Origin of the sequence: Methyloceanibacter sp. wino2 (assembly GCF_003071365.1) — a bacterium.
GTDB lineage: Bacteria > Pseudomonadota > Alphaproteobacteria > Rhizobiales > Methyloligellaceae > Methyloceanibacter.
In genome coordinates this window covers 2,933,590-2,955,840 of record NZ_CP028960.1, presented here as the reverse complement: position 1 = coordinate 2,955,840, position 22,251 = coordinate 2,933,590, and the positions used below count along the sequence as shown (strand labels likewise).

Here is a 22,251-nt window from a genome sequence, read left to right as displayed (position 1 = left end):
GGCCGCCCAGGCTAGATAGGTTTCGCCCGAAGATTGTCGAAGAAGCGCTGCCGCCGGGCCGACGGCGCGGGCGCGAACAGCCCTACCAGGATCGCGACGAGGAACCCGACCGGTACGGCAAAGACGCCGGCCAGGGACCCGTGCACACCCAGCCAGTTCGCAATCGGCCGCACCGACTCTCTCCACTCCGCCAGCAGGGCCGCCTGCGCCGCGGTATCACGTGTCAGGTAATACTCGTGGCGCAGGGCCTCGAAGGCCGCCGTCTGCGCCGCTGTCGCGTCCGACAAGAGGCTCGAAGACTCGTAGAACAGGATGGGGATCGTGTGCGGCACGATCATGTAATAGAGGCACACCAAGAGCCCCGCAATCATGCCGGCCAAGGCCGCGTCGCTCCCAAGCCGCTTCCACCAGATCCCCAACACCAGCACCGGCAGGAAAGCGCTTGCCGCCAATGACAACGCCGTCGCGGCGCCGACCAGCGTCTCTTGCGGCCAGCGCAACGCCACGGCACCAGCCGCCACGGCGACAGCGACCACCGACAGGCGCGCGATCGTAAGCTGCCGACCGGCGGACGCATTGGGCGCCAGGCTTTTGAAGTAGACGTCGTGGGCGATCATGTTCGCGATCGACAAGGTGAGCGCCGCGCCCGTGGACAGGAGGGCCGCCACGGACACGACGGCAAGGACGGCTTCACTCAGCATCGACAGCCCGTCACCGACGGCCAAGGCGGCCGGCTCGTATAGAGCCGTCAGCGCGGGGATCGCGGCACAGATGAGGAAAAGAAATATGGGCGCCCCGACGAAGGACAGCCGCGCATCACCCATGTCCGGCGCCGTGAAGCTCCGCATGAGCAGACAGGGCAGAGACGCGAAGCCCGTCACGAGGCAGAAGAACAGCGCAATAGAATTGACCGGGCTCGACTGCGCGAAGGGCTGCCAGGACAACGCCGGGATGACCTCATCGACGAGAAGCGTATCGGCGGCCGCGAGCGACCCTGTCTGCCAAAGCACGGTCAGGATGGCGATCAGCCCCGCCAACAGCATCACCATGTAATAGGCGAGCTGCGACAGGCTGAGTGACCGCATGCCACCGAGCAGCGTCGCCACGAAGATCAGGACGATGCCGCCCGCCATGCCGATCCAGGCGGGCAGCGCCAGCGCCGCCTGCCCCAGCAATCCGAAGCCGAGCATCACGGCCCCCAGCGCCGGGAACGAGCACAGCAAAGCGGCGAAAACGCCGAGCGGCCGCATCGTCTCGGCATTGAACCGTTCCGCCAGGAAGTCCGGCAACGTGTAGCCGCCATAGCCGCGCAAATACGGCGCGATCAGCAGGCCTGCCAGGACAAGGCCGAGCCCCGCGCCCACAAGGAGCAGTGTCGCGCCTTGCCAGCCGAAATCGAGTCCGCCGGCCCCGCCCACGAAGACGAGAACCGCCACCGATGACCCGGCGATGGCGATACCATTGAGGAAGGCTGGCATGAGACGGCCCGCCGCAAAGAAGTCGGCGATCGGGCGGGTCAGGCGAACGAGCCCCGCCCGCGCGAACAGCAGCGCCGCCATCAGAAGAGAAAGCTGGGTACTTAGCGTTTGGGGCCTCCCTTCGGCCGTTGCGGCCGTGCCTTGTCCGGCGGTGCGGGCGCCGCTTCGCGCAGCAATTCGCCAAGCTGCATGAACTCCGCCTTTCGGGGCGAACTCTTGCGCCAGGCGAGTCCGATCTCTCGTTTGGGCTCCGGCTCGGTGAAACGCAAGAGCCGAATATCGTCGTTCGGATGAATCTCGATCGCCGTCGCCATTTCCGGCAGCAAGGTCACGCCATAGCCGTTCGCCACCATCTGCACGATCGTGGTGAGGCTGGAAGCACCAAAACTCTGGCGCATGTCGGGCGCCATCAGATGGCAATAGGACAAGGCCTGATCCCGGAGACAGTGCCCCTCCTCCAGCAGCAGCAAGCGGTCCTGCGCCAGCATGTCCTGGGTCGCCGAGACGATGCCCGAGTTGTCCGGCGTGGCCTTGGTCGCGAGAATGAAGGCGTCGTCGAACAAGTAATGAGTCTCCACGGCAGGATCGTCGATCGGCAAGGCCACGAGAATAACGTCGAGGTCGCCGCTTACAAGCTCGCGCACCAATGTTTCGGTGACCGTCTCGCGAAGGCGCAGCGACAGATCCGGAAAATGCGCCTGCAGGGCCGGCAAGGCGGCCGGCAACAGGTATGGGGCGATCGACGGGATCGCGCCGAGGTTCAGCACACCCTTGAGGAGGCCTTCCTGCCCCTTGGCGTAATCTACGAGGTCCCGGACCGACGCAAGGATGGTCCGGGCCCTCCCCGCGATCTCTTCGCCCTTGTCCGTTAGTCCGACGCCGGACTTGCGGCGCTCGACGAGTTTGAGCTTCAGTTCGTCCTCGAGATCCTTGATCTGCATGCTGAGCGCGGGCTGGCTGACGGCGCAGTCTCGCGCCGCCTGCCCGAAATGGCGTGTGCGGGCCAGCGCCTCCAGGTAGCGCAACTGTCGGAAAGACACCATGGGCTATAACTATTGGTTATGGGATCGGCGGGATCAGCGGAGTTTTTCTTATCATGGCATCGGCGCACGCGCCATTTGGGATGCGCCGGGCGCGCAATGGAACAGCAGGATTTCTTCCGGTAGAGTTCAAATATTGGGCTGCCAGGCTGACGGCCCAGATCAGCGGCTTCAGATGTTCTTAATCCGGGTTCAAGCCCGTGTTCATGAACGAGTCATAGATTCCTCGCGGATTCTCCCCATTTATCTAGGGAGAGACCGTTTCGAGGCGCCATGAAGAAGTGCCGTATTTGGAAACCCAATGAGGAAGTAGGCCCGTGACCAAGATTCTAAGTCCCGAGGAACTCGAGGAGGAGCTGCGCGCCATCGGTGCCGCGCAGTACCACGACAAACACCCGTTTCATAAGCTCTTGCACGGCGGCAAGCTCAACAAGGGCCAAGTCCAAGCCTGGGCGCTGAACCGCTACTGCTACCAGTCGGCGGTGCCGCGCAAGGACGCGGCGCTGATGAGCCGCTGCCACGACCGCGAATTGCGGCGCGAGTGGATTCACCGCATCACCGACCACGACGGCGAAGGCCCCGAAGAAGGCGGCATCGAGCGCTGGCTCGTGCTCACCGACGGCCTTGGGCTCGACCGCGACTACGTGGTCTCCCGGAAAGGCGCCCTGCCCGAGACGGTCTTCGCCGTCGAGGCTTATGTGAACTTCGTGCGCGAGAAGACCCTCGTCGAAGCCGTCGCTTCGTCGCTCACCGAGCTCTTCGCGCCGAGCATTCACAAGGAGCGCATCTCGGGCATGCTCGAGAACTACGACTTCATCAGCGACGACGTGATGGCGTACTTCAAGCGCCGCCTCACCCAGGCGCCACGCGATGCGAACTTCGCGCTCGAGTACTGCAAGCAGAACGCCCGGACGCCCGAGGCGCAGCAGGGCGTGCTCGACGCGCTCCGCTTCAAAACGCACGTCTTGTGGGCCCAGCTCGATGCGCTTTACCTCGCCTATGTCGATCCGGGCATGATCCCGCCCGGCGCCTTCGTGCCGGATGCGGCCTGATGGCAGATGTGAAGCAGCCCGGCCGGCTTGTCGTCGACCGGGCGACCAAACCGGTGATGCCCCGCTATCTGAAACTGCGCCACGATGCGGGGCGAGACCGTTGGGTGCTGCTCGCGCCCGAACGGATCATGACGCCGGATGCAATCGCCGTGGAGGTGCTGAAGCTGTGCGACGGAGAGCGCACCGTGGAGGACATCGCCGCGAAATTGGCCGAGGAGTATTCCGCGCCCGTCGACGTGATCACCGCCGACGTGACCGAGTTGCTCCAAGACATGGCCGACAAAGGATATATCAAGGGATAGTGCGATGACGGACGATCTCAAGATTGACAGACATATCGACGCCATTGCCGTCGACGACGAACCGACGACAGGCGTCATTGGCAGCGGGGAAGAGTCGAACATGCTGTGCGCCGTCGCGCCGGTGGGTCTGCTCGCGGAGCTCACGCATCGCTGCCCGCTGCAATGCCCCTATTGTTCGAATCCGGTGGAGCTGGAAAGCGTCAAGAACGAGCTGACCACGGAAGAGTGGTGCTCAGTCATGAGCCAGGCCGGCGAGATGGGCATCTTGCAGGTTCACCTGTCCGGCGGCGAGCCCACGGCACGCAAAGACCTTGAGGAGATCGTCAAGACCGCGGCAGACGCAGGCCTCTACACGAACCTCATCACCGCCGCCGTCAACGTGAAGCGCGAGCGCTTGGAGAAACTCCAGGAGCTCGGGCTCGATCACGTTCAGGTCTCGGTCCAGGACGTAGACCCCGCCGGCGCGGACCGCATCGGCGCCTTCAAGAACGCACTCGAGAAGAAGCTGGAGGTCTGCCATTGGGTCACCGAGCTCGGCATGCCGCTGACCATCAACGCCCCTATCCACCGCCACAACATCCACAATGTGCCGCGTTATATCGATCTGGCCGTGGAACTCGGCGCGCAGCGCATCGAGATCGCCCATGCGCAATATTACGGCTGGGCCTTTCTCAACCGCGCCGCATTGATCCCCACCTATGAAGAGACGATCGCCTCGATCGAATATGTCGAGGCCGCGCGCGAGCGTCTGAAAGGCGTGCTGACGATCGACATGGTGGTGCCCGACTACTACGCCAAGCGTCCCAAGCCCTGCATGGGCGGGTGGGGCAAGGGCTTCATGAACATCACGCCCGCCGGCAAGGTCCTGCCCTGCCACGCGGCGGAGAGCATCCCGGAGCTCAATTTCGACAACGTGCGCGACAAGAAGCTGCTGGACATCTGGATGGACTCCGAAGCGTTCAACGCCTTCCGGGGCACCGATTGGATGAAGGAGCCCTGCCGGTCTTGCGCGTTCAAGGAAGTCGACTTCGGCGGCTGCCGCTGCCAGGCCATGGCGATCAGCAAGGATCCCCGCAACACGGACCCGGCATGTTCGCTATCGCCCTATCACAGCGAGATGGTGAAGCTGGCGAAGTCCGAGGCCGCGAAGCCTGCGACTGCGTTCGTCTACCGCAATACGCGCAACGCCGCCCAAATCGGCAAGGCGCACGGCGAGGAACTCGTCCCCGCCGAATAGATAGCACTAGACGCCCTGTGCCAAAGGCGCCCTCCTCGCGGGGCGCCTTTCTTTTTGGACGGCTGCTGGACCTACCGAGCGCGCATCTGCCTCAGGCTGCGAGCCGTGCATCGGCCGCCGCAGCGGCGTCGGGTCCACCCGACAGGAGCCGGTAGGCATAGGCCGTAGCGAGGCCCACGATCGGGACCGCCACGAGAAGGCCGACCCCGAGCGCCAACACGCCAAGCGCGATGATGAGCGCCGTGAGGACGGCAAAGCCGAACAATGGCCACCGATTACCCTTCGTCATCTCCATGCTCGTCTTGAGCGCGTCAAGCGGCCCTAGGCCACGGTCGACGACGAGGAAGGTGGAGAACATAAACAGCACCATGGCGATCAGGCCCGGCACGATCAGAAGTACGAGTCCAAAGCCAATGGCCAGCGACGTCAAAAACGAGGTGGCGAAAAACTTCCAATAGGGCGTCGGATGCCACAGGGCCGAGTATTCAACACCGTCGGGATTGTCATGAGCGGCCAGGAAGAACGCCACCGCACCCATCAAGATCAAGGCGCTGATCGCAAGGTTCACGAGGTTCGACACAATGGTCGGCTCCTCGAGGGTACCCCCTGTCAGGCTGTTGACCCCGCTGGTGATGCCAACGTTCAGGAAGTTCGCCACCAGCAGAATGGCGACGGCGCCAGCGAAAAACCAGGGACGCTTCTTGAACGTCTCCCAGCCAAACTGGATTGCAGACGTGGGTGAAAACCGCATGAGCACCACTTAGCCTCGTTGCGTGACGGCACTCTGAGACAGACTGGACACGACGCACTGCCGATGTCGTCAGGGGATCGCCGCCAGACAAACTGTGCCCGTCGACCCCAGCCGTCTACTCAGATGTCGAGCCGCGCGTCCGGCGGCGCAACCTGCGCCGCATAGCCGGACAAGAGCCGGTAGGCATAGGCGAAAGCGATGCCGACGATCGGCGCGGCGACGAGAAGCCCGACACCGAGCGCCAGCGCGCCCACGAGAATGATCAGCAAGCACAGCAGAATGAACCAGAACAGCGGCCAGCGATTGCCTCTGGTCATTTCCATGCTCGCCTTCAACGCGTCGACGGGCCCCAAGCCGCGATCGATCACGAGGAACGTCGAAAACATGACGAGAACCATGGCGATCAAGCCGGGCACGATCAGGAGCACCAACCCTATGCCCACGGCCAGCGAGGCCAGAATGGAGGTTCCGAGAAACTTCAAGTAGGGGCTCGGATGCCAGAGCGTCGCGAAGTCGACCCCTTGCGGATTGTCGTGGGAGGCGAGGAAAAACGCCGTCATGCCCATGCTTATCAGCACGCCCAACGCATAGCTGACGAGGTTCCCGAGGACGGTCGGCTCCTCGTAGGAACCGCCCGTGATGGTGTCGACCGCACCGCTGACAATGCCGACGGCGATGTTCGCCACCGCCAGGATCACCATCGCGCCAATGAAGAACCAGGGACGCTTCTTGAACGTCTCCCAGCCAAACCGAATTGCGTCACCGGGTGAGAACTGCATAGGGGTAACCTATCACTTCCGCGCCACATTTTGGGAACGGATCGCCGTTCTCCAACAGAATCCACAGATTCCTTGAGAGGACACACTTGCCCGGCAGATTGCCACTTAATCCCGTCGTTGTTTCCAACTTGCCATCCCATTGTTGCCATTTGTACCATGCCGGAAAAGAACACGGCCCCCTGAAGACGCCGCCGGCAAGGGGTGAACTGTGATCTGAGGAAACGCACGCCCGGCGCCCAAGGTCCGATCATGCGCATCGACACGCTTCCGGTAGGTCTCGCCCGTGCGACCGCGATTGCCGCGGTCATGGTTCTCGGATTGACGGCCGGCCTCGCATCAGCCGCCGACAACAACAAGCCCGCCCAGCGGAAAGACGGCGGCGTCGCGATCAAGCTACCGCAGTCACCGCCCATGATGCCGGTCGATATCGGCTACCTCCGCGAGGAGGTTGCCGGACCACGGCCAGCCTCGCGCCTGGACGTCGAGCCGGACAACGCAGGCATTGCCGGTGCCGAAATGGGCATCAAAGAGAACAATGCCGGCGGCCGCTTCATGGGACATCTCTACGGGCTTGACGTCGAGACGGCGTCATCGCCCGAAGAAGCGGTCGATGCCCTGACGAAGCTCTACGAGTCGGGTCACAACTATATTGTGGTCGACGCCTCGGCCCCGACATTGCTCAAGCTGTCCGATTGGGCGGCCGACAAGGACATTCTCCTCTTCAACATCCGCGCCGAGGACGTCTCGCTGCGTCAGGAAGATTGCCGTGCGAACGTCATGCATGTCGTGCCGGACCGCTACATGCTCGCCGATGCCCTCGCCCAATATCTCGTCAAGATGGGGTGGACCGATTGGCTTGTCGTTCATGGGTCAACGGATGCGGACAAGGCTTACCGTGACGCGGTCCTGCGCGCGGCCGAGCGCTTTGGCGGCAACATCGTCGATGACCGTGAGTATGTCGACGTGTCCGGAGGACGGCGCGACGGCGTCGGGCCCATCCCGCCGGCGAAGCCCCACAAGGAAGCCAATGCCAGCCACCAGATGATCAAAGCGACCGACTACGACGTGATCGTGGTTGCAGACGAAGACCAGATCTTTGGGCCGCTGATGCCCTATCGCGGCGGAGGTCAGCCGCGGGTCGTGGCCGGCACGACAGGCCTCACGGCTACCACCTGGAGCCGCGGCCACGAGAAATGGGGCGCGACCCAAGCGAACAATAATTTCGAGAAGGCCAACGATCGGCTCATGCTGCCGATCGACCACATGGCCTATGTGGCCACGCGAACCATCGGAGAGGCGGTCACCCGCAAGCCCAAGAACGACTTCGAAACCGTCTCGGCCTTCATCCATGGCCCCGACCTGCAGCTGGCACCCTTCAAAGGTATCAAGCAGCAATTCCGGCCTTGGGACGGCCAATTCCGCCAGCCGATCCTGATCGCGACCGAGAAGGTGCCGGTGTCCGTATCACCGCAAAAGGGTTTTCCCCACGCGAGCCACCCGGAGATCGAGGTCGACACGCTCGGCATCGACGAGCCGGAAAGCAAATGCAAGATGTAGGCTTATTGGCCTGCCGGCGCGGCGCCCCCGGCTGTCAGCAGTTGCCCTTCCCGGTCTAGAACCGGGACGTTGTACTCTTCCAGGATTGCTACGATCTCGTCGGCGTTGTCAGCCAGAACCTTGTTCACCTGATGCTTGAACTGGGGTTCGTTCGGACGAATGCCGAGCGTGATCGGGTAGAACGTCGCCGGCCCCGCGCGCTCCTTGACCAGCGGCACAACGTTCAGAGGACCATCGGAAAGCGCGGCGTAGTAGCCGCCGATGGGACCCCAAAGAAGACCCGCATCGAGTTTGCCCGAAACGATCTCCGCGATCATGTCCTGTGCTATGGCGGACTGGCTCTCTTCGGAGCGTCCATCGAACGGTTTCGAATTCGCGATCAGGCCGTTCATGGCGAGGATGCTTGCCGGCGGCGTGCGCGCAACGAGTCCGATGCGCTTCGACTTGAGCCGCGGATCCGATAACGAGATCACGCCGTTCAGGGCCGTATCGTCGGCGCGCGTGATCAGAACGTAGGACGCGTAATAGTAGGGGTTCGTGTCTTCGATGAGCCCGGTGCCTTGCGCATAGCCCATCACCATCGCGCAGGCGTTCTCTCCGATCGTATTCGGCACGTAACCGGTGTCCTCCGGGAACCACGTATAGACGAGCTCCCGGTCCAGACGCTCGGCGATGAGCTTCGCGAGCTTGTTTTCGAAGCCTTCTTCTTTGTCGTTCGAGAACGGCATGTTGTCGGGGTCGGCGCAGACGCGGAGCACCCCTTCCTCCATGGCGCGCGCCTGGCCGGCGACGCACAAGAACGCAACAGCCAGCGCGACGGCCGCCCAAACCGGGCCGCTCAATCGGGCAACCGCGTACCTCGTTCGTGATCGAGCTTCGCTCAAGGCCGTTCCTCTGCCGCGCGTCCTGCGCTGTCTCTTCTATCCGGGGCCGAATGGTCTGGCCACGCGCTCCTCGAAGTAAGATGGGGGTGTTCGAGACCGTCTTAAACGATGACTGCCGTCTCGGAGCAAGGGCGACCTCCGGAAAACCTTGCCCCCTTGCCAACGGACTATGGGTCGAGGCCCGCGCAACGGCGAATGTTGTCCACCCGTTCCAAACCCGTCGGGTAATGAGCCCCGGTGGGCTTGTCGCCGAATTCAGCCATCGCAACCGACCCGGCGTCGATACCGTCGTCCTCGTGCCGCTCACGGAGCAGCCGGGCGGCACAGCAGTCGGCCTCGAGTTCCATGCGCTTCAGCTCCGGGGCAATGTAGTAGAAGGCCTGCGGTCCGACGTGACCCAGCCCCTTCTTGGCGTTTGCCACATGGCCGAGCGTGTGGTGGCAGCACTCATGCGCCAACAGAAACCGGCTGTAGCTCGGCTGATCCCGCAGCGTCATGGCGTTGACCACGATGACAGGACGCCCGAGGCGATCCGTCATGGAGGAGGCTTGCTCCTCGACGCCGCGCAGCTTGTAGGTCCGGATATCGCAATATGGATTATCCACCTCCGGCAGGAAGCGCCCTGCCCGGGCCGGCGACGATGGCTGGAAAACAAGGAATACGACGAGTGCGACCGGAAGCGCGGCCACGAGGACAACCGGCAGCCGCGAGAAAACCTGTATTCTTCTTCTATCGGGCCCGGCACCCCACAAACCGGGCAGTCGGCGGACCGGCCATCTGATCTGGCGCATTTGGTGGATATTAGCGGAAACTGGCAGGCGGCACGATAAATACTGCGTTATTTGGGAACTGTGACGTTCGTCACACCCCGTACAAGGCCACGTTGATCCCGGTCATGCCCCCACCATATACGGAAGACCCCCAACCGCCGATCGGCGAGTTTTCGCCCCGGAGGACCCAACGATGATGACCGAACTGATGAAACAGCTGACTCTCTCCGTTTTTGGCCTCGTTCTTGGCGTGGCCGTTCTCGCCGCCAACAGCAATCCGGCGATGGCCGACCGCGGCAAGGCCTACTGGATCGACGGCGCGCCGCGCTATTCCAACGAGGCGACGGTGATCAAGCGGAAGCCCAAGAGCGCACAGGCAGCCAACACCAAAGGCAAGTTTCAGAACAATCTCGATTTCGAGACCGAAGCCGTCTGGCGCAACCTTCGCCCGAACCGGTTCACCGACTAAGGACAGCCGAAACGCCCCAAATCGGGGCGTTTCGTTTTTTGGACCGCCCGTCCGCCTCCCGGCGCGCCAATTGACAGGCCCGTATCAGCCGATAGGGTCTGGCCGCTGCGGGCCCCTCGCCCGGCCAAAAACGACGGAATTACGAGCGGGATGGGTCCACGCCTTCTTTATAGCCTCATCATTGGGGCGGCCATTCTGGCTTCCCTGGTGCTACGCGTCTGGGACCCCACGCCGGTCGCGCGGCTGAGGTCCCTCGTCTTCGATTCCTATCAACGCCTGGCACCCCTCAAATTCGACCCCGAGTTGCCCGTCCGCATCGTCGACATCGACGAGGAATCGCTGCAACGGATCGGCCAATGGCCCTGGCCACGGACGGTCCTGAGCGACCTCCTGGTTAAACTGCGCGATGCCGGCGCCGCCACGGTCGGTTTCGATATGGTGTTCCCGGAACCAGACCGGATGTCACCGGCCAATGCCGTAAAGTTCTGGCCTCAGTCGGACCAGCTGACCCAGCTCAAGACCGAGCTCGACGCGCTTCCCTCCAATGACGAGATCTTCGCAGAGACCATCGGCACGGCGCCGGTCGTGATGGGCTTCATCGCCTCGCCCATGAACCAGCACGCACTGCCGGAAGCCAAGGCGGGCATGTCCTTCGGCGGCGACGACCCGCGCCTGTTCGCACCCCACTACCCCAGCGCGACGTCGAGCCTCAAGGAACTGCAGACCCCCGCGGTCGGCGCAGGCGCGCTCAACTGGGTCCCTGAATACGACCAAATCATTCGGCGCATGCCCATTCTGGTGACCCTCGATGAAACGCTGTACCCGTCATTTTCCGCCGACCTCCTGCGCGTCGCGCAAGGCGCATCGACCTATGTCGTCAAGTCCTCCGGCGCCAGCGGCGAGAAGGCGTTCGGCGAGCAGACCGGCATCGTCAAAGTCCGAGTCGGCGATTTTGAAATTCCGACCGATGCGAACGGCCAAATGTGGCTTCATTTTTCGCCACAGACCCGCGACCGCTATCTGCCGGCCTGGAAAATCCTGGACGGCGAGATCGGCGAAGACGAAATTGCCGGCCGCATTCTTCTGATCGGCACCAGTGCTGCAGGCCTGTTGGACCTGCGCGCGACGCCGCTCGAAGCCTCCGTGCCGGGCGTCGAACTGCATGCTCAGGCCGTGGAACAGATCATTCGCGGCAGCTATCTGATGCGGCCTGATTTCGCGACGCCCGCGGAGCTCCTTTACATCCTCATCCTCGGCCTCCTGATCGCCGTCCTAATTTACCGTGCCGGTGCTTTGGGTAGCGCCGTGCTCGGCGGGCTTGCCGTTGCTTTCGTCGTTTGGCTGTCATGGCATGCATTCAACAGCTGGGGCTGGCTGGTCGACCCCGTCTATCCGACGATCGCCTTGACGGCGATCTACCTGACCGGCTCGTCGTTCGTGTTCCTGCGGACCGAGCGCGAACGCAACCGCGTGCGCAACGCCTTCTCGCACTACATGGCGCCGGCACTTGTTGAGAAGCTGGCGGACGATCCCGAGCGGCTCAAGCTCGGCGGCGAGAACCGCGACATGACGCTTCTCTTCAGCGACGTGCGAGGCTTCACGACGATCTCGGAAGGACTGGATGCGGAGGAACTCACCCGCTTTCTCAATGACCTGTTCACGCCGCTCAGCAACATCATCCTCGACGAGGAAGGTACGATCGACAAATTCATGGGCGACGCCTTGATGGCCTTTTGGAACGCGCCTCTCGATGACCCCAACCATCCGGGACACGCCTGCGCCGCCGCGCTTCGCATGGTCGACGAGATGGCCATTCTCAACGAGCGCTGGGAGAAGGCTGCCGAAGAAGCGGGCCGCCCCTACAAGCCGGTGAAGCTCGGCATCGGCCTGAACACGGGCGTTTGCTGCGTCGGTAATCTCGGGTCGGAAACGCGGTTCGACTATTCGGTGATCGGCGACAACGTGAACGTCGCCTCCCGCCTGGAAGGACAGTCGAAGACCTACGACCTCGTGATCATTGTCGGCGAGGAAACGGCGGCCCGCGCGCCGGACTTCGCCTTCCTTGAACTCGACCTCCTGAAGGTCAAAGGTAAGACCGAAGCCAACCGCATCTTCGGCCTGCTGGGCGACGACAGCGTACAGCAGAGCGAGGCCTTCGGCGCCCTCACCGCCAAGCATCAGGACTTCTTGTCGAAATACCGCGCGATGGACTGGGACGGTGCCGAAGTGCTACTGGCCGAGTGCGAGGCCTTGGGCGGCGACAAGCTGAAAGGCCTCTACGCGCTCTATCGCGAACGCATCAATGCCTTCCGTGTCACGCCGCCGCCGGAGAATTGGGACGGCACCACTCAAGCCACCTCCAAATAAATCATCCACCAACGCAATACGCCAAACGCTTACAGTCGAACTTTCATATGCCTGAGATTGCCATTCTTTGCCTTGCCGCGATCGCCATCTTGATGGTCAAGCACACCGTGGCCGACTTCTTCCTTCAAACGCCATTCCAGTACTGCAACAAGGGTACGTACGGCCATCCGGGCGGCTTCGTTCATGCAGGGATCCACGTCGCGATGACGCCGCTCGCCTATCTCGCGCTGGCGCCCGCCTCCTTGTTGCTGGCACTCTGGATCGCACTGGGAGAGTTCGTCGTTCACTACCATGTGGATTGGGCCAAGGAGCAGTTCGGCCGCCGCACGAAGGCGACGCCGCAGACGGCGAGTTATTGGCATGCGCTCGGCCTCGACCAACTCGCGCATGGTCTGACCTATGTCGGCATCGTCGCCGTGCTGGTTTGGGCGATGAACTGAACCACAGGCAGAACGAGTGCACTGGGCACGGCCCGGCCTGAATTGTATGCTCGACGCCATGGATGGTTTCTCCATCGGTGAACACGTGCTGCGGGAGGCAAGTCGTGAACGTCTTGATCGTCTATGGAACCACCGAGGGACAAACCCGCAAGATTGCCGAGCGCGTGGCGAAGGATGTGTCCGACCGCGGACACAGCGTCGAGGTACACGACGCCGGAGAGTCGGATGCCCACGTAGACCTCAACGCGTTTCAAGCGGTTGTCGTCGCGGGGTCGGTACACCAGGAGCAGCACCAGAAGGCCATCAAGAACTTCGCGACCGCCCATAGCGAACAGCTGAATGCTCGTCCGTCGGCCTTCATCTCAGTCAGCTTTTCGGCGGCCTTGGACGACACCCGGCCCGAAGCACAACGCTACGTGGATCAGTTTGTCGAACTGACCGGATGGCAGCCGCGCATGACGCTTCTGCTAGGCGGCGCTGTCCGCTTCACCGAATATGACTATTTCCAAGAGCAAGTCGTGAAGTTCATCGTCATGAAGCGGGGCCTCGCCGCCGACGATGGCGGCGATCGCGAGTTCACGGACTGGGACGCTTTGGACGGTTTCGTCGACGCGTTTCTTAAGGGCGCCGCTGGCTAACGCTCGCTGGGGAAGTGGTAGAACTCGTCGTTCAAGTATTTGAGCAGGTCCTGCGTCTCGGTCGCAGAGAACTCCGCGCTCGCCATATGGCTGCAGCTGGCGAGCTGCTCCTTCAATTCATCCAGAGACTGAACGGCGCGATCCGGGCGTGAGAGAACGCTGGTGTCGTGGCAGTCCGTGCAATGGGTGTCGTACAGGCGTTTGCCGTTGGCGCTGTCGCCCGGTAGCGACGCAGCGTGCGCCGTTGTTACGAGCAGCATCGATGCCAACACGCTCAGAAGGCTGTTCATGGCTCACCTCCCCGGATCCTCACGCACGTGCCCCTCGCCGGCTTTTAGCTGCGCAGGCGAAATACCGCAACGTCGCTCCAAAGGCCTACCAGCCGCGCCAGTAGCGGCGCGCATCCCGCCTCAGAAACCGCTTGGGCACACGGTAGACGGCGTAGCCTTGCGCATCGTCGTCATCGTCCCTGTATTCGGGCCGTTCGTAGCGGTACCGGGGGTAGTCGCCGCGATATCGGGGGTAATCGTAGCCATAGGGCGGATCGACGTAGACGCGGACACGCCCCGCCGACGCCGGGGCTGGGACAAGCGTCGTCAGGAAAAGAGCGACGCCTGCAATGAGAAGTGGTGATTTTGTCATTGCATTGCTCCGTTCGCAAAGAAAGGGAGTCTCTCACTGCCGTCACGGAGTGTCAAAGTGACCGGCCTAGGGGCCCGTTTTCCTGGCGCTAGCGATCGCTCACAAAGCACGCCCTTGACTTCCGCGGTCATTGCAGGCTTCACGGTAGGGTATTCGACTCCGCCGCTGGTTGCCTCAACCTCCCGGGAGAGTTCTCTTGTGACGACACCTGGACTGAGATCGTTGATACGTTCCATCGCTGACAATCCCCGTCCGAGCATTCAGGACGGCCTGCTCCTCGTCAGCGTGATGCTCGTAGGCGCGCTGCTTGCGCTGCAATACAATCTCTTCTGGTTCAGTGCCGAGCTCTCCGAGCCGCAGCGCAAAGTCTCGCTTGCCGAAGCGATGGCGCTCACGGTCCTGCTGGCTCTGTGTGTTTGTGCTTTCGCCGTCCGGCGACTGCGCGAGGTCCGGTATGAAGCTGCGCGCCGCGCCGTGACGCGGTCTCAGATGCGCCAACTGCGCACGATGGCGTCGCATGATCCCCTGACGGGGCTGGCAAATCGCCGCGAGTTGGATTCGGCCCTGGCAGCGGCGATCGCCTCATCGGCCAGCGGGCAGGAGCACGCGTTCTTCCTGATCGACCTGAACGGCTTCAAAAGCATCAACGATCTTTTTGGCCACGCCATGGGAGACCGCGTCCTGCAAGCCGTCGCCGGACGATTTCAGTCCGCGGCCCGGCCAAGCGATCTGTTGGCGCGCCTCGGCGGCGACGAATTCGCGCTCCTATCCTACGATGTCGACCGGGACACCGCCCACGCCATCGGTCAACGCATGATGGCCACCCTGGACAGCGAGATTCGCGTCGGCGGACGATCCCACGAACCCGGTGCCTCGATCGGCGTGGCTCTCATTCCCCAAAACGGGTCCACACCGGACGAGATCATCCATCACGCCGATATCGCGATGTACCGCGCGAAAAGCGAAGATAAGACGGCGCTGGTGTTCTTCGAGCCGCCGGCCGCGATCAACTGACCGGCCGCTTGTCCCGGGGAGCACGGGGTAGAGACGCGCCACTGTCTAATGTGACGACGCGCTCCACGCTCAAAGCTAATGCAGCGCGGAGATCTCGCGGTTGGCGAATTCGAGCCGGTCGGACAGGAGCCGGATGATGAGCTTGTGGAGGGCGGCGGCAGCCGACGGATCTTCCTCCTGCATCTTGTCGAAGGACTCGCGGGTGAGGATATAGACGACGCTCGCGCCCTCCGCGACCACGTTCGCCCCGCGCGGCACGTCGCGGTAGAAACCCATCTCGCCGACGACCGTATGGCCCAGCATACGCCGCAGACGGATAGACTTACCGTATTCGCCCGCAATCGTGATCGCCACACAGCCTGAAGCCTGGAACACGACGGAGTCGGACGGCTCCCCCTGCCGGAACAGCACGACGCCGCTGTCGAGCTCACGACGGGTCATATAGGGCTCGACCCGTTCGAAGGTGATATCGCCACCGAGCTCGTTCTGAAGCCAGGACTCGAACGTGTGCGACGAAGCCTCGCCGACCTCGTGATACAAGAGCACCATGTCCTCGCACCATTCGACCGCATCGTTGCGGGTCGGGAACGCCTGGTGAGGCCGATCCGTCCCAAAGAAGCCGGCGCCAAGGAACGCGGCATGCATGGAATCGCTCAGTCCACTGAAGACAAGCGTGACGTCACGCTCCTCGCAATAGTTGCGCAGCTTGACGAGGCTCAAGACGGCCGAGGTGTCGAGCCCCTGCACGGCGCTGAAGTCGAGAACGACATAGCCGACCGGTTTTTCCTTCTGTTCCTCGATCTCGCGCCGAATGCGCTCGAAGAGCCCATTCGAGGATCCGAAGAAGATAAAGCCCGACAGCCAGAACACATGAACGCGCTTGCCTTCCTCCTGGAGAAGGCGCGTCTGCTCCGGCGAGCGGTCCACACTGCTCGACAGCTCGTAGCGCGTCAGGTGACGGCGGATCACGCCGATCCGGCTGTAGGACAGCGCGAAGAGCAGGCAGGCGCCGATGACGCCCAGCACCACGCCGACGAGATAACCGAAATACAGAATGACCAGCGCGATCGCGATGGCGAGCGCGAGGTCCGTGCGGGACCGCTGTGCCGGCGAATGCACCAGCGCTTCGATCAGGATCATCGTACCGAGATAGGCCAGCATGCCGCCCAAAATCGCCTTGGGTACGAAGCTGCCGACATCGGCCCCGGCGAACAGCACCAAGCCGCACACGACCGCAACCGACACGCCGCTGATCCGCGTCACGGCGCCGGCTTGTTGCAACAGCAGGCTGTTGTTGAGCGACAGATTGCCGGCCACGCCGCCGAGCACCGACGCCAGTACGTTGGCGAGACCGTTGGTGCGGAACTCCTTGTCGAGATCGGCGGATTTCTGCCTGGCGACTTCGAGGCTGGAAACGTCGAGCAGCATGGAGATCGCGGTCACGCCGCAGACCGCGCCGATTTCCGCACTGCTCAGCGCCATGACGCCCCAATCGATGTCGTGGGTCGACAGCGCGCCGATGGGCCACCAGAGCTGCAAGGCGCCGACGGCTGCCAGATACCAGTCCGCCTGGGTGTCGGGATCGGTCACGAACCACATGAGAATGGCGTTCAACACGACAAGGAAAACGAGAAAGGCGATGGGCAGCGTTAGATAATCGTCCATCCACCGCTTGAGCAGGACGATGAAGAAGGCGAAGGCGAGCCCCACCGCGATCTGCGGCGCGTAGCGCATATCCGCCATCACCGCCCAGCTCGACGGCGACAGGGTAAGGTTGCTGCCGGTGATGACTTCGACGCCGCCGGTGATGAGCAGAAGCCCGGAGGCGGCAAGGAAGCCGCCGATCACGGGGAACGGTACGAAGCGCAACCACTGACCGAGCTTGAACCCGCCCAGTCCGAACAAGACGGCGCCGGTGAGGAACGTGCTGACCGTAATGGCGACCATCACGTTGATGATCATCGTTTCGGTGTCCGCGCCCTTCGCGGCGAGCCCCGCGGCCACCGTGGTGGCCAGCACGCTCATGACGGCGACGGCTGGCGTATCGGGCCCCGCATCGGCGGGAACGAGCGTCGTGGTCAGCGATACGACGACGCCGGTCACCATGGTGCCCATGATGAGCGCAGCCAGTCCGAGCGGGAATCCGGCGGCGATAGAGCCTTGGAAAATCAGGGCGCTGAACGAGATACAATAGGCGATGTTGACGATCGCCGAGATCGTCCCCGCCATGGCGTCGCGCCCAAGCGTTGCGACGTCAATGTTCTGCGGGCGCTTAGGCGCCAAATTTTCCAGTAAAGACAAAAGCGTATCGGAAATTCACGGGGTTGAATTGTGACCGATCATGGCCGGGCAATACGACAATGCAAGCAAAAACGCTTCGGCCCGCACTTTCTTCGCCGCAAAGCGATGAGCAGGCGCGTCTCACGGTGATCGGCGCAGACGATCAGGCCGACGGCAGAAGCGTGTCGTTGCCGATCCGGCGCGCATGGCCGGTCGCCTTACCCGTGCCGGCATATTGCGGATTCCAATGGGCGGCATCGAGCCCCGTTTCCACGCCCCACTTGCCCACACGGCTCGGATGAAGCACGGCCTTGGACAAGAGCCCATTGAAGGCAAAGCGAGGCACCACCACGAAACCGAGCTGGCTGAGGTGTCCACGCATGCGCTTGCCGTCGTTGAGCGTGAAGCCCCAATGCTGCAAATGACAGCTCAAGGTCACGAAGCCCACATTCGCCGCATCCCGTTCGCGCGCGAACAAGCCCTCGGTGAAGAACGCTCGTCCAATCGCAAGCCCGAATAGACCGCCTGCGAGACGGCCGCTGCGGTCCCAGGCTTCGACAGAGTGCGCATAGCCTGCGCGATGCAGCGCCGTGAAGACCTCGACGAGCCCCTCCTCGACCGCACACCCGCGCAGCACGGCCGCGAAGTCGGTGTCGAAGGTGACGCCGTAAGCCTGCGTCTGGAGCAAACGCCAGACGCGCTGTGAAATACGGACATTTTCGGGAAACGACACGGCGCGCTCAGCCGGCGCCCACCACTTCATGTCTTGGGGGTAGAGCCCTTTCGCGTATGCCGCGACCATGGTCGGTACGTCGAGCGACGAACAACGCCCGGCCAGCCCTTCCGGCTGACGCAGCGCCTTCTCCGGATCGGGCAAGCGCGGACCGAAGCCCACGAATTGTTTGGCAAGGAGGGCAAACGCCGCCGGCTTGCTGTAGAGCCCGGACGTGACAAGGCTTTCTGAGACCTGCTTGAGGACACTCTGTCTCGCGGACACGGGCAACTCCAACGCAATACTCGACGACGCGCGCGGCGGCGCTCACTGGCCACCACACCTCGCGTCAAGCTTGCCCGCAAAGGATTCCCAAGGCGTTAACATCCGTCAGCGCCTTGGATTCCAAGCCCCACGGGACGGAAAAACGCCGCTACGCTTTTCCGCTGCGGACCCGGTCCACGGCTTCGCGCCAGCCGGCATAGCGCGCTTCGCGTTCGCTCTCATCCATCTGCGGCTCATACCGTTTGGACGGCTCCCAGGTCCGCGCAAGCTCCGCATCGTCCCCATAAACGCCTGCCGCCTGACCTGCGAAATAGGCCGCGCCGAGGGCGGTCGTTTCCGCGATGGGCGCCACCTCGACCGCTTCGCCGAGAATGTCGGCGAGCCGCTGCATCGCCCAGCCATTGGTCGTCATCCCGCCGTCGACGCGCAGGACTCCCGTCTCACCGATCCCTGTCCCGGCCATGTCCTCCCGCATGGCGCCCAAAAGGTCGCGCGTCTGAAAGGCGACGGATTCGAGCCCCGCGGCGACAATGTCGGCCTTGTTGGAGGCGCGCGACAGCCCGACGATGGCACCGCGTGCGCCTGCGTCCCAAACCGGCGCGCCGAGCCCCTGAAACGCGGGCACGAGATAGACGCCGCTGTCGGGGTTGGCCTGCCTGGCCAGTTCCTCGCTATCGGCAGCTTCCGCGATGAGACCGAGACTGTCGCGCAGCCACTGGATAGTGGCGCCGGCCATGAAGATCGACCCCTCCAAGGCGAAGGTGCGCGCGCTATCCAACTGCCACAACACGGTGGACAACATGCGGTTGGCTGAACTCATCTCGCTGTCCCCGGTATTGGCGACGACGAAGCACCCGGTTCCGTAGGTCGCCTTGATCATGCTGGGCCGGACGCAAGCCTGGCCTTTGGCGGCGGCTTGCTGATCGCCCGCGACGCCGCGAATTGGCAGCGCCGTACCGAAGGCGTCTGGAAGCGCCTCACCGAAGTCGCCGCGATTGTCGCGCACCTCGGGCAAGATGCCGGCAGGGATTCCAAGGCGGTCGAGAAGTTTGGGATCCCATTGGCCTTTGCTGATGTCGAACAGCATGGTGCGGGCGGCGTTCGTCGCGTCGGTCACATGCAACGCCCCGCCCGTCAGCTTGAAGAGCAGGAAGCTGTCGATCGTGCCGAAGCAGACTTCGTTGCGGGCAGCCCTTTCGCGAAGCCCCGGAACGTTCGCGAGAAGCCAGGCCAGTTTGGTCGCCGAGAAGTACGGGTCGATCAGCAGACCCGTGACGTCCGTGACGTGCGCGCCCCACCCTTCCCGCTCGAGCTCTTCGCAAAGTGGTGCGGTGCGCCGGTCCTGCCAGACGATGGCATTGTGCAGCGGCTCGCCGGTCGCACGATCCCACACCACGGTCGTCTCGCGTTGGTTGGTGATACCGAGCGCGGCGATATTCGATGCGCCGACCTCGCCGATCACCGAGCGGCAGACCTCGCGGACCGCCTGCCAAATCTCGTTCGGGTCGTGTTCGACCCAGCCCGGTTCCGGAAAGATCTGGTTCAACGGGCGCACCGCCGACGCTCCCGGACGCCCCGCCTCGTCGAAGGCGATCGCGCGCGTGCTCGTGGTTCCCTGATCGATGGCCAGTACGTGCCCCATGAGGCTCCCCACCTATGTCTAGGTTCCTTGCGTTTCCTGAACGATCCAAGCGCAGTACTCGGCGCTTCCGCCTGCCGTCGGCAGCACAAGCAATGCCGGCAGGTCGTAGGGATGCAGCCGCTTGACCTCCGCCATCACCTGCTTTGTCAGCCCCTTGCGGGTCTTGATGATCATGGCGACCTCTTCGGCCGTCTCCCGCGCGCCTTCCCATTCGTAGATGGAGACCATGCCGGGGAAGACGTTCACACAGGCCGCGAGGCGTGCATCGACCAGCGCGCCGCCGACGCTTTTGGCTTCGTCGATGCTGGGAAAGGTCGCGTAGATCAGAACCGGAAGATCGGTATCGTCCATGTTGGCTCCCTAGCCGCCCTTCTGAAGAGGCGTTTCGTCACTGTCCCATGTCACACAAGACGGCGGTACTTATTAAGCCTCCGTCTTAAGTGGCACTTGCACGACATTAACACCACAGCTTTAGTGTGGCCTCCCGCAATGGGCAGTTGAAAGCGCAGCAGATCTGTCATGGCCGATTTCGAGAAGATCGCCTTCGTAGCCAGCGAGACGCGCGATGCGGAAGACGCATACGCTGCGCTCGTCAAGCGCTATGGCAACGTGCCGCCCAAGGAGGCGGATGCGATCGTCGCGCTCGGCGGCGATGGTCTGATGCTTCAGACCATGCACGACCACCTCCATAGCCACATCCCGATCTACGGCATGAACCGCGGCTCGGTGGGCTTTCTGCTGAACGACTACAAGGAGAACCGGCTCAAGGAGCGTTTGGCCGCGGCGGAGATCACTGTCATCCATCCGCTGCGGATGGTCGTGCGAGACCGGAACGGGGACACCCACGAGGCTCTTGCGATCAACGAAGTGTCGCTGTTCCGGCAGATCCACCAGGCGGCCAAGCTCAAGATCGGCGTCGATGGGACCACGCGGCTCGGCGAGTTGATTTGCGACGGCGTACTCGTGTCCACGCCGGCCGGAAGCACGGCCTACAACCTATCGGCCCACGGCCCCATTCTGCCGATCACGGCGCCGCTCTTGGCCCTGACGCCGATCAGCCCGTTCCGGCCCCGGCGCTGGCGCGGAGCACTCCTTCCCAACGACGCGCGTGTCCTGATCGAGGTTCTCGAACCCGAGAAGCGCCCGGTCAGCGCCGTGGCCGACCACACCGAATTCAGAAACGTGGTGGCGGTGGAAATCGCCGAAGCGAGCGCGGTCGACATCTTCATGATGTTCGATCCCGGCCATACGCTCGCCGAGCGCATCCTCGCCGAGCAATTCGATTATTAACGGCCGCCGAGCTCGAAGACCTCGTCGATCACCGCGTAGTCCTGATAGCCCAGCCGGGCGATCGGCCGGAGCTTCGTGACATCGACGCGCCCGTCGACCAGCGCATCATCGTCGATATGGATGCCGACGACCTGGCCCAGCACGATCGCATGGTTGCCGGGCCCGCCGTCCACGCCCGGAAGGTCGATAGTCCGCCAATACTTGCATTCGAAGGCAACCGGCGATTCAGCCACCCGGGGCGGCGCGACGATCGTGGACGGCGCGGGGCTGAGACCGGCCAACACCATCTCGTCCACATGCGGTTCCACGTGCTTCGACGTCCGGTTCATGGCATCGCGCAGATCGTATGTCGCGAGCGAGCAGACGAACTCGCCCGTCTCCTCCGCATTCCGCTGACTGTCCTTACGGCCCCCCGACGAGAACATCACGAAATGCGGATTGGTCGAGACAGCATTGAAGAAGCTGTAGGGCGCGAGATTCACGACCCCTTCCGCATCCAGCGTGGAGATCCAGCCGATGGGCCGCGGACTGACCAGCGCCATGAAGGGGTCGCGGGTTAGCCCGTGAGAATTGGAGACTGCGTCGTAGAACATGGTGCCTACCGTAAGGCCCGACTAAGCCA

23 protein-coding genes are annotated in these 22,251 nt (G+C 63.1%); 10 read left to right on the top strand and 13 right to left on the bottom strand.

All coding sequences use genetic code 11. The features are described from left to right. Positions 1-11: 11 nt before the first annotated feature. Together DCY11_RS14080 and DCY11_RS14075 are read right to left on the bottom strand one after the other, a co-directional pair. Positions 12-1,559, bottom strand: a complete 1,548-nt coding sequence (locus DCY11_RS14080; protein WP_108683414.1) for a hypothetical protein — start codon at positions 1,557-1,559, stop codon at positions 12-14. 20 nt (positions 1,560-1,579) lie between these two features. Continuing rightward, a complete protein-coding gene (locus DCY11_RS14075) occupies positions 1,580-2,521 on the bottom strand; it encodes a hydrogen peroxide-inducible genes activator (RefSeq protein ID WP_108683413.1) in 942 nt (313 codons plus the stop codon). A gap of 314 nt (positions 2,522-2,835) precedes the next feature. Here DCY11_RS14075 and pqqC point away from each other — a divergent pair, with 314 nt between their 5' ends. From pqqC to pqqE, 3 genes are read left to right on the top strand one after another with little or no spacing between them, the layout of a single operon-like run. Continuing rightward, positions 2,836-3,570, top strand: a complete 735-nt coding sequence (gene pqqC, locus DCY11_RS14070) for a pyrroloquinoline-quinone synthase PqqC (protein ID WP_108683412.1) — start codon at positions 2,836-2,838, stop codon at positions 3,568-3,570. After that, a complete protein-coding gene (gene pqqD / locus DCY11_RS14065; protein ID WP_045367630.1) occupies positions 3,570-3,872 on the top strand; it encodes a pyrroloquinoline quinone biosynthesis peptide chaperone PqqD in 303 nt (100 codons plus the stop codon). Before pqqC ends, pqqD begins: the two co-directional genes overlap by 1 nt. A 4-nt stretch (positions 3,873-3,876) precedes the next feature. Continuing rightward, positions 3,877-5,109 (top strand): pyrroloquinoline quinone biosynthesis protein PqqE, encoded by a 1,233-nt coding sequence (pqqE, locus tag DCY11_RS14060; RefSeq protein WP_108683411.1) that lies wholly within the window; start codon positions 3,877-3,879, stop codon positions 5,107-5,109. A 91-nt stretch (positions 5,110-5,200) separates the two neighbouring features. Here the strand turns inward: pqqE and DCY11_RS14055 are convergent, their stop codons facing one another. Together DCY11_RS14055 and DCY11_RS14050 are read right to left on the bottom strand one after the other, a co-directional pair. Next, entirely contained in the window at positions 5,201-5,860 is a 660-nt protein-coding gene (locus DCY11_RS14055; RefSeq protein WP_108683410.1) for a YciC family protein, read from the bottom strand. Between the two features lie 119 nt (positions 5,861-5,979). Then, positions 5,980-6,639, bottom strand: coding sequence for a hypothetical protein (locus tag DCY11_RS14050; RefSeq protein WP_108683409.1), 660 nt, complete (start codon positions 6,637-6,639; stop codon positions 5,980-5,982). Between the two features lie 249 nt (positions 6,640-6,888). On the opposite strand from DCY11_RS14050, the gene DCY11_RS14045 reads away from it, so the two are divergent. Next, positions 6,889-8,196: an ABC transporter substrate-binding protein gene (locus DCY11_RS14045; protein ID WP_108683408.1), complete on the top strand. Its 1,308-nt coding sequence runs from the start codon at positions 6,889-6,891 to the stop codon at positions 8,194-8,196. A gap of 2 nt (positions 8,197-8,198) precedes the next feature. On the opposite strand, the gene DCY11_RS14040 is transcribed toward DCY11_RS14045, so the two are convergent. Continuing rightward, a complete protein-coding gene (locus tag DCY11_RS14040; RefSeq protein ID WP_108683407.1) occupies positions 8,199-9,038 on the bottom strand; it encodes a quinoprotein dehydrogenase-associated putative ABC transporter substrate-binding protein in 840 nt (279 codons plus the stop codon). Between the two features lie 209 nt (positions 9,039-9,247). Continuing rightward, complete coding sequence (locus DCY11_RS14035) at positions 9,248-9,769, bottom strand: ImmA/IrrE family metallo-endopeptidase (RefSeq protein WP_108683406.1); 522 nt, start codon at positions 9,767-9,769, stop codon at positions 9,248-9,250. 274 nt (positions 9,770-10,043) lie between these two features. Between DCY11_RS14035 and DCY11_RS14030 the strand changes: the two genes are divergently transcribed. The 4 genes from DCY11_RS14030 to DCY11_RS14015 all read left to right on the top strand — a co-directional run bounded on the left by DCY11_RS14030 (position 10,044) and on the right by DCY11_RS14015 (position 13,764). Next, positions 10,044-10,319, top strand: coding sequence for a hypothetical protein (locus DCY11_RS14030; protein ID WP_108683405.1), 276 nt, complete (start codon positions 10,044-10,046; stop codon positions 10,317-10,319). 150 nt (positions 10,320-10,469) lie between these two features. Beyond that, positions 10,470-12,686, top strand: a complete 2,217-nt coding sequence (locus DCY11_RS14025; protein WP_108683404.1) for a CHASE2 domain-containing protein — start codon at positions 10,470-10,472, stop codon at positions 12,684-12,686. A gap of 47 nt (positions 12,687-12,733) precedes the next feature. Continuing rightward, complete coding sequence (locus DCY11_RS14020) at positions 12,734-13,126, top strand: DUF3307 domain-containing protein (protein ID WP_108683403.1); 393 nt, start codon at positions 12,734-12,736, stop codon at positions 13,124-13,126. Positions 13,127-13,230: 104 nt separating this feature from the next. Further along, positions 13,231-13,764, top strand: coding sequence for a flavodoxin domain-containing protein (locus tag DCY11_RS14015; RefSeq protein WP_108683402.1), 534 nt, complete (start codon positions 13,231-13,233; stop codon positions 13,762-13,764). Here the strand turns inward: DCY11_RS14015 and DCY11_RS14010 are convergent. Both DCY11_RS14010 and DCY11_RS14005 read right to left on the bottom strand, forming a co-directional pair. Further along, entirely contained in the window at positions 13,761-14,054 is a 294-nt protein-coding gene (locus DCY11_RS14010; RefSeq protein ID WP_108683401.1) for a hypothetical protein, read from the bottom strand. The genes DCY11_RS14015 and DCY11_RS14010 overlap by 4 nt on opposite strands. An 85-nt stretch (positions 14,055-14,139) precedes the next feature. After that, positions 14,140-14,406, bottom strand: coding sequence for a hypothetical protein (locus DCY11_RS14005; RefSeq protein ID WP_108683400.1), 267 nt, complete (start codon positions 14,404-14,406; stop codon positions 14,140-14,142). 198 nt (positions 14,407-14,604) lie between these two features. On the opposite strand from DCY11_RS14005, the gene DCY11_RS14000 reads away from it, so the two are divergent. Then, positions 14,605-15,420: a GGDEF domain-containing protein gene (locus DCY11_RS14000; RefSeq protein ID WP_159080043.1), complete on the top strand. Its 816-nt coding sequence runs from the start codon at positions 14,605-14,607 to the stop codon at positions 15,418-15,420. A gap of 75 nt (positions 15,421-15,495) precedes the next feature. Here DCY11_RS14000 and DCY11_RS13995 read toward each other — a convergent pair whose 3' ends face one another. The 4 genes from DCY11_RS13995 to cutA form a co-directional block, all read right to left on the bottom strand. Then, positions 15,496-17,649, bottom strand: coding sequence for a SulP family inorganic anion transporter (locus tag DCY11_RS13995; protein ID WP_108683398.1), 2,154 nt, complete (start codon positions 17,647-17,649; stop codon positions 15,496-15,498). Positions 17,650-17,863: 214 nt separating this feature from the next. Beyond that, complete coding sequence (locus tag DCY11_RS13990) at positions 17,864-18,697, bottom strand: leucyl/phenylalanyl-tRNA--protein transferase (RefSeq protein ID WP_159080042.1); 834 nt, start codon at positions 18,695-18,697, stop codon at positions 17,864-17,866. Positions 18,698-18,845: 148 nt separating this feature from the next. Then, positions 18,846-20,339 carry a glycerol kinase GlpK gene (glpK, locus tag DCY11_RS13985; protein WP_108683396.1) on the bottom strand — a complete coding sequence of 498 codons (1,494 nt, stop codon included), beginning with the start codon at positions 20,337-20,339 and terminating at the stop codon, positions 18,846-18,848. Between the two features lie 18 nt (positions 20,340-20,357). After that, positions 20,358-20,690 carry a divalent-cation tolerance protein CutA gene (cutA, locus tag DCY11_RS13980; protein WP_108683395.1) on the bottom strand — a complete coding sequence of 111 codons (333 nt, stop codon included), beginning with the start codon at positions 20,688-20,690 and terminating at the stop codon, positions 20,358-20,360. Between the two features lie 168 nt (positions 20,691-20,858). Here cutA and DCY11_RS13975 point away from each other — a divergent pair, with 168 nt between their 5' ends. Further along, positions 20,859-21,629, top strand: a complete 771-nt coding sequence (locus tag DCY11_RS13975; RefSeq protein ID WP_108683394.1) for an NAD kinase — start codon at positions 20,859-20,861, stop codon at positions 21,627-21,629. Here the strand turns inward: DCY11_RS13975 and DCY11_RS13970 are convergent. After that, a complete protein-coding gene (locus tag DCY11_RS13970) occupies positions 21,626-22,222 on the bottom strand; it encodes a flavin reductase family protein (protein ID WP_108683393.1) in 597 nt (198 codons plus the stop codon). The genes DCY11_RS13975 and DCY11_RS13970 overlap by 4 nt on opposite strands. Positions 22,223-22,251: the final 29 nt, after the last annotated feature.

Bases quoted from the DNA above. Each gene is read 5' to 3' on its own strand.
- DCY11_RS14080 (WP_108683414.1), bottom strand. From the start codon at position 1,559: ATGGCGGCGCTGCTGTTCGCGCGGGCGGGGCTCGTTCGCCTGACCCGC.
- DCY11_RS14075 (WP_108683413.1), bottom strand. From the start codon at position 2,521: ATGGTGTCTTTCCGACAGTTGCGCTACCTGGAGGCGCTGGCCCGCACA.
- pqqD (WP_045367630.1), top strand. From the start codon at position 3,570: ATGGCAGATGTGAAGCAGCCCGGCCGGCTTGTCGTCGACCGGGCGACC.
- pqqE (WP_108683411.1), top strand. From the start codon at position 3,877: ATGACGGACGATCTCAAGATTGACAGACATATCGACGCCATTGCCGTC.
- DCY11_RS14055 (WP_108683410.1), bottom strand. From the start codon at position 5,860: ATGCGGTTTTCACCCACGTCTGCAATCCAGTTTGGCTGGGAGACGTTC.
- DCY11_RS14050 (WP_108683409.1), bottom strand. From the start codon at position 6,639: ATGCAGTTCTCACCCGGTGACGCAATTCGGTTTGGCTGGGAGACGTTC.
- DCY11_RS14045 (WP_108683408.1), top strand. From the start codon at position 6,889: ATGCGCATCGACACGCTTCCGGTAGGTCTCGCCCGTGCGACCGCGATT.
- DCY11_RS14030 (WP_108683405.1), top strand. From the start codon at position 10,044: ATGATGACCGAACTGATGAAACAGCTGACTCTCTCCGTTTTTGGCCTC.
- DCY11_RS14025 (WP_108683404.1), top strand. From the start codon at position 10,470: ATGGGTCCACGCCTTCTTTATAGCCTCATCATTGGGGCGGCCATTCTG.
- DCY11_RS14020 (WP_108683403.1), top strand. From the start codon at position 12,734: ATGCCTGAGATTGCCATTCTTTGCCTTGCCGCGATCGCCATCTTGATG.
- DCY11_RS14010 (WP_108683401.1), bottom strand. From the start codon at position 14,054: ATGAACAGCCTTCTGAGCGTGTTGGCATCGATGCTGCTCGTAACAACG.
- DCY11_RS14005 (WP_108683400.1), bottom strand. From the start codon at position 14,406: ATGACAAAATCACCACTTCTCATTGCAGGCGTCGCTCTTTTCCTGACG.
- DCY11_RS13995 (WP_108683398.1), bottom strand. From the start codon at position 17,649: ATGGCGGGGACGATCTCGGCGATCGTCAACATCGCCTATTGTATCTCG.
- glpK (WP_108683396.1), bottom strand. From the start codon at position 20,339: ATGGGGCACGTACTGGCCATCGATCAGGGAACCACGAGCACGCGCGCG.
- cutA (WP_108683395.1), bottom strand. From the start codon at position 20,690: ATGGACGATACCGATCTTCCGGTTCTGATCTACGCGACCTTTCCCAGC.
- DCY11_RS13975 (WP_108683394.1), top strand. From the start codon at position 20,859: ATGGCCGATTTCGAGAAGATCGCCTTCGTAGCCAGCGAGACGCGCGAT.
- DCY11_RS13970 (WP_108683393.1), bottom strand. From the start codon at position 22,222: ATGTTCTACGACGCAGTCTCCAATTCTCACGGGCTAACCCGCGACCCC.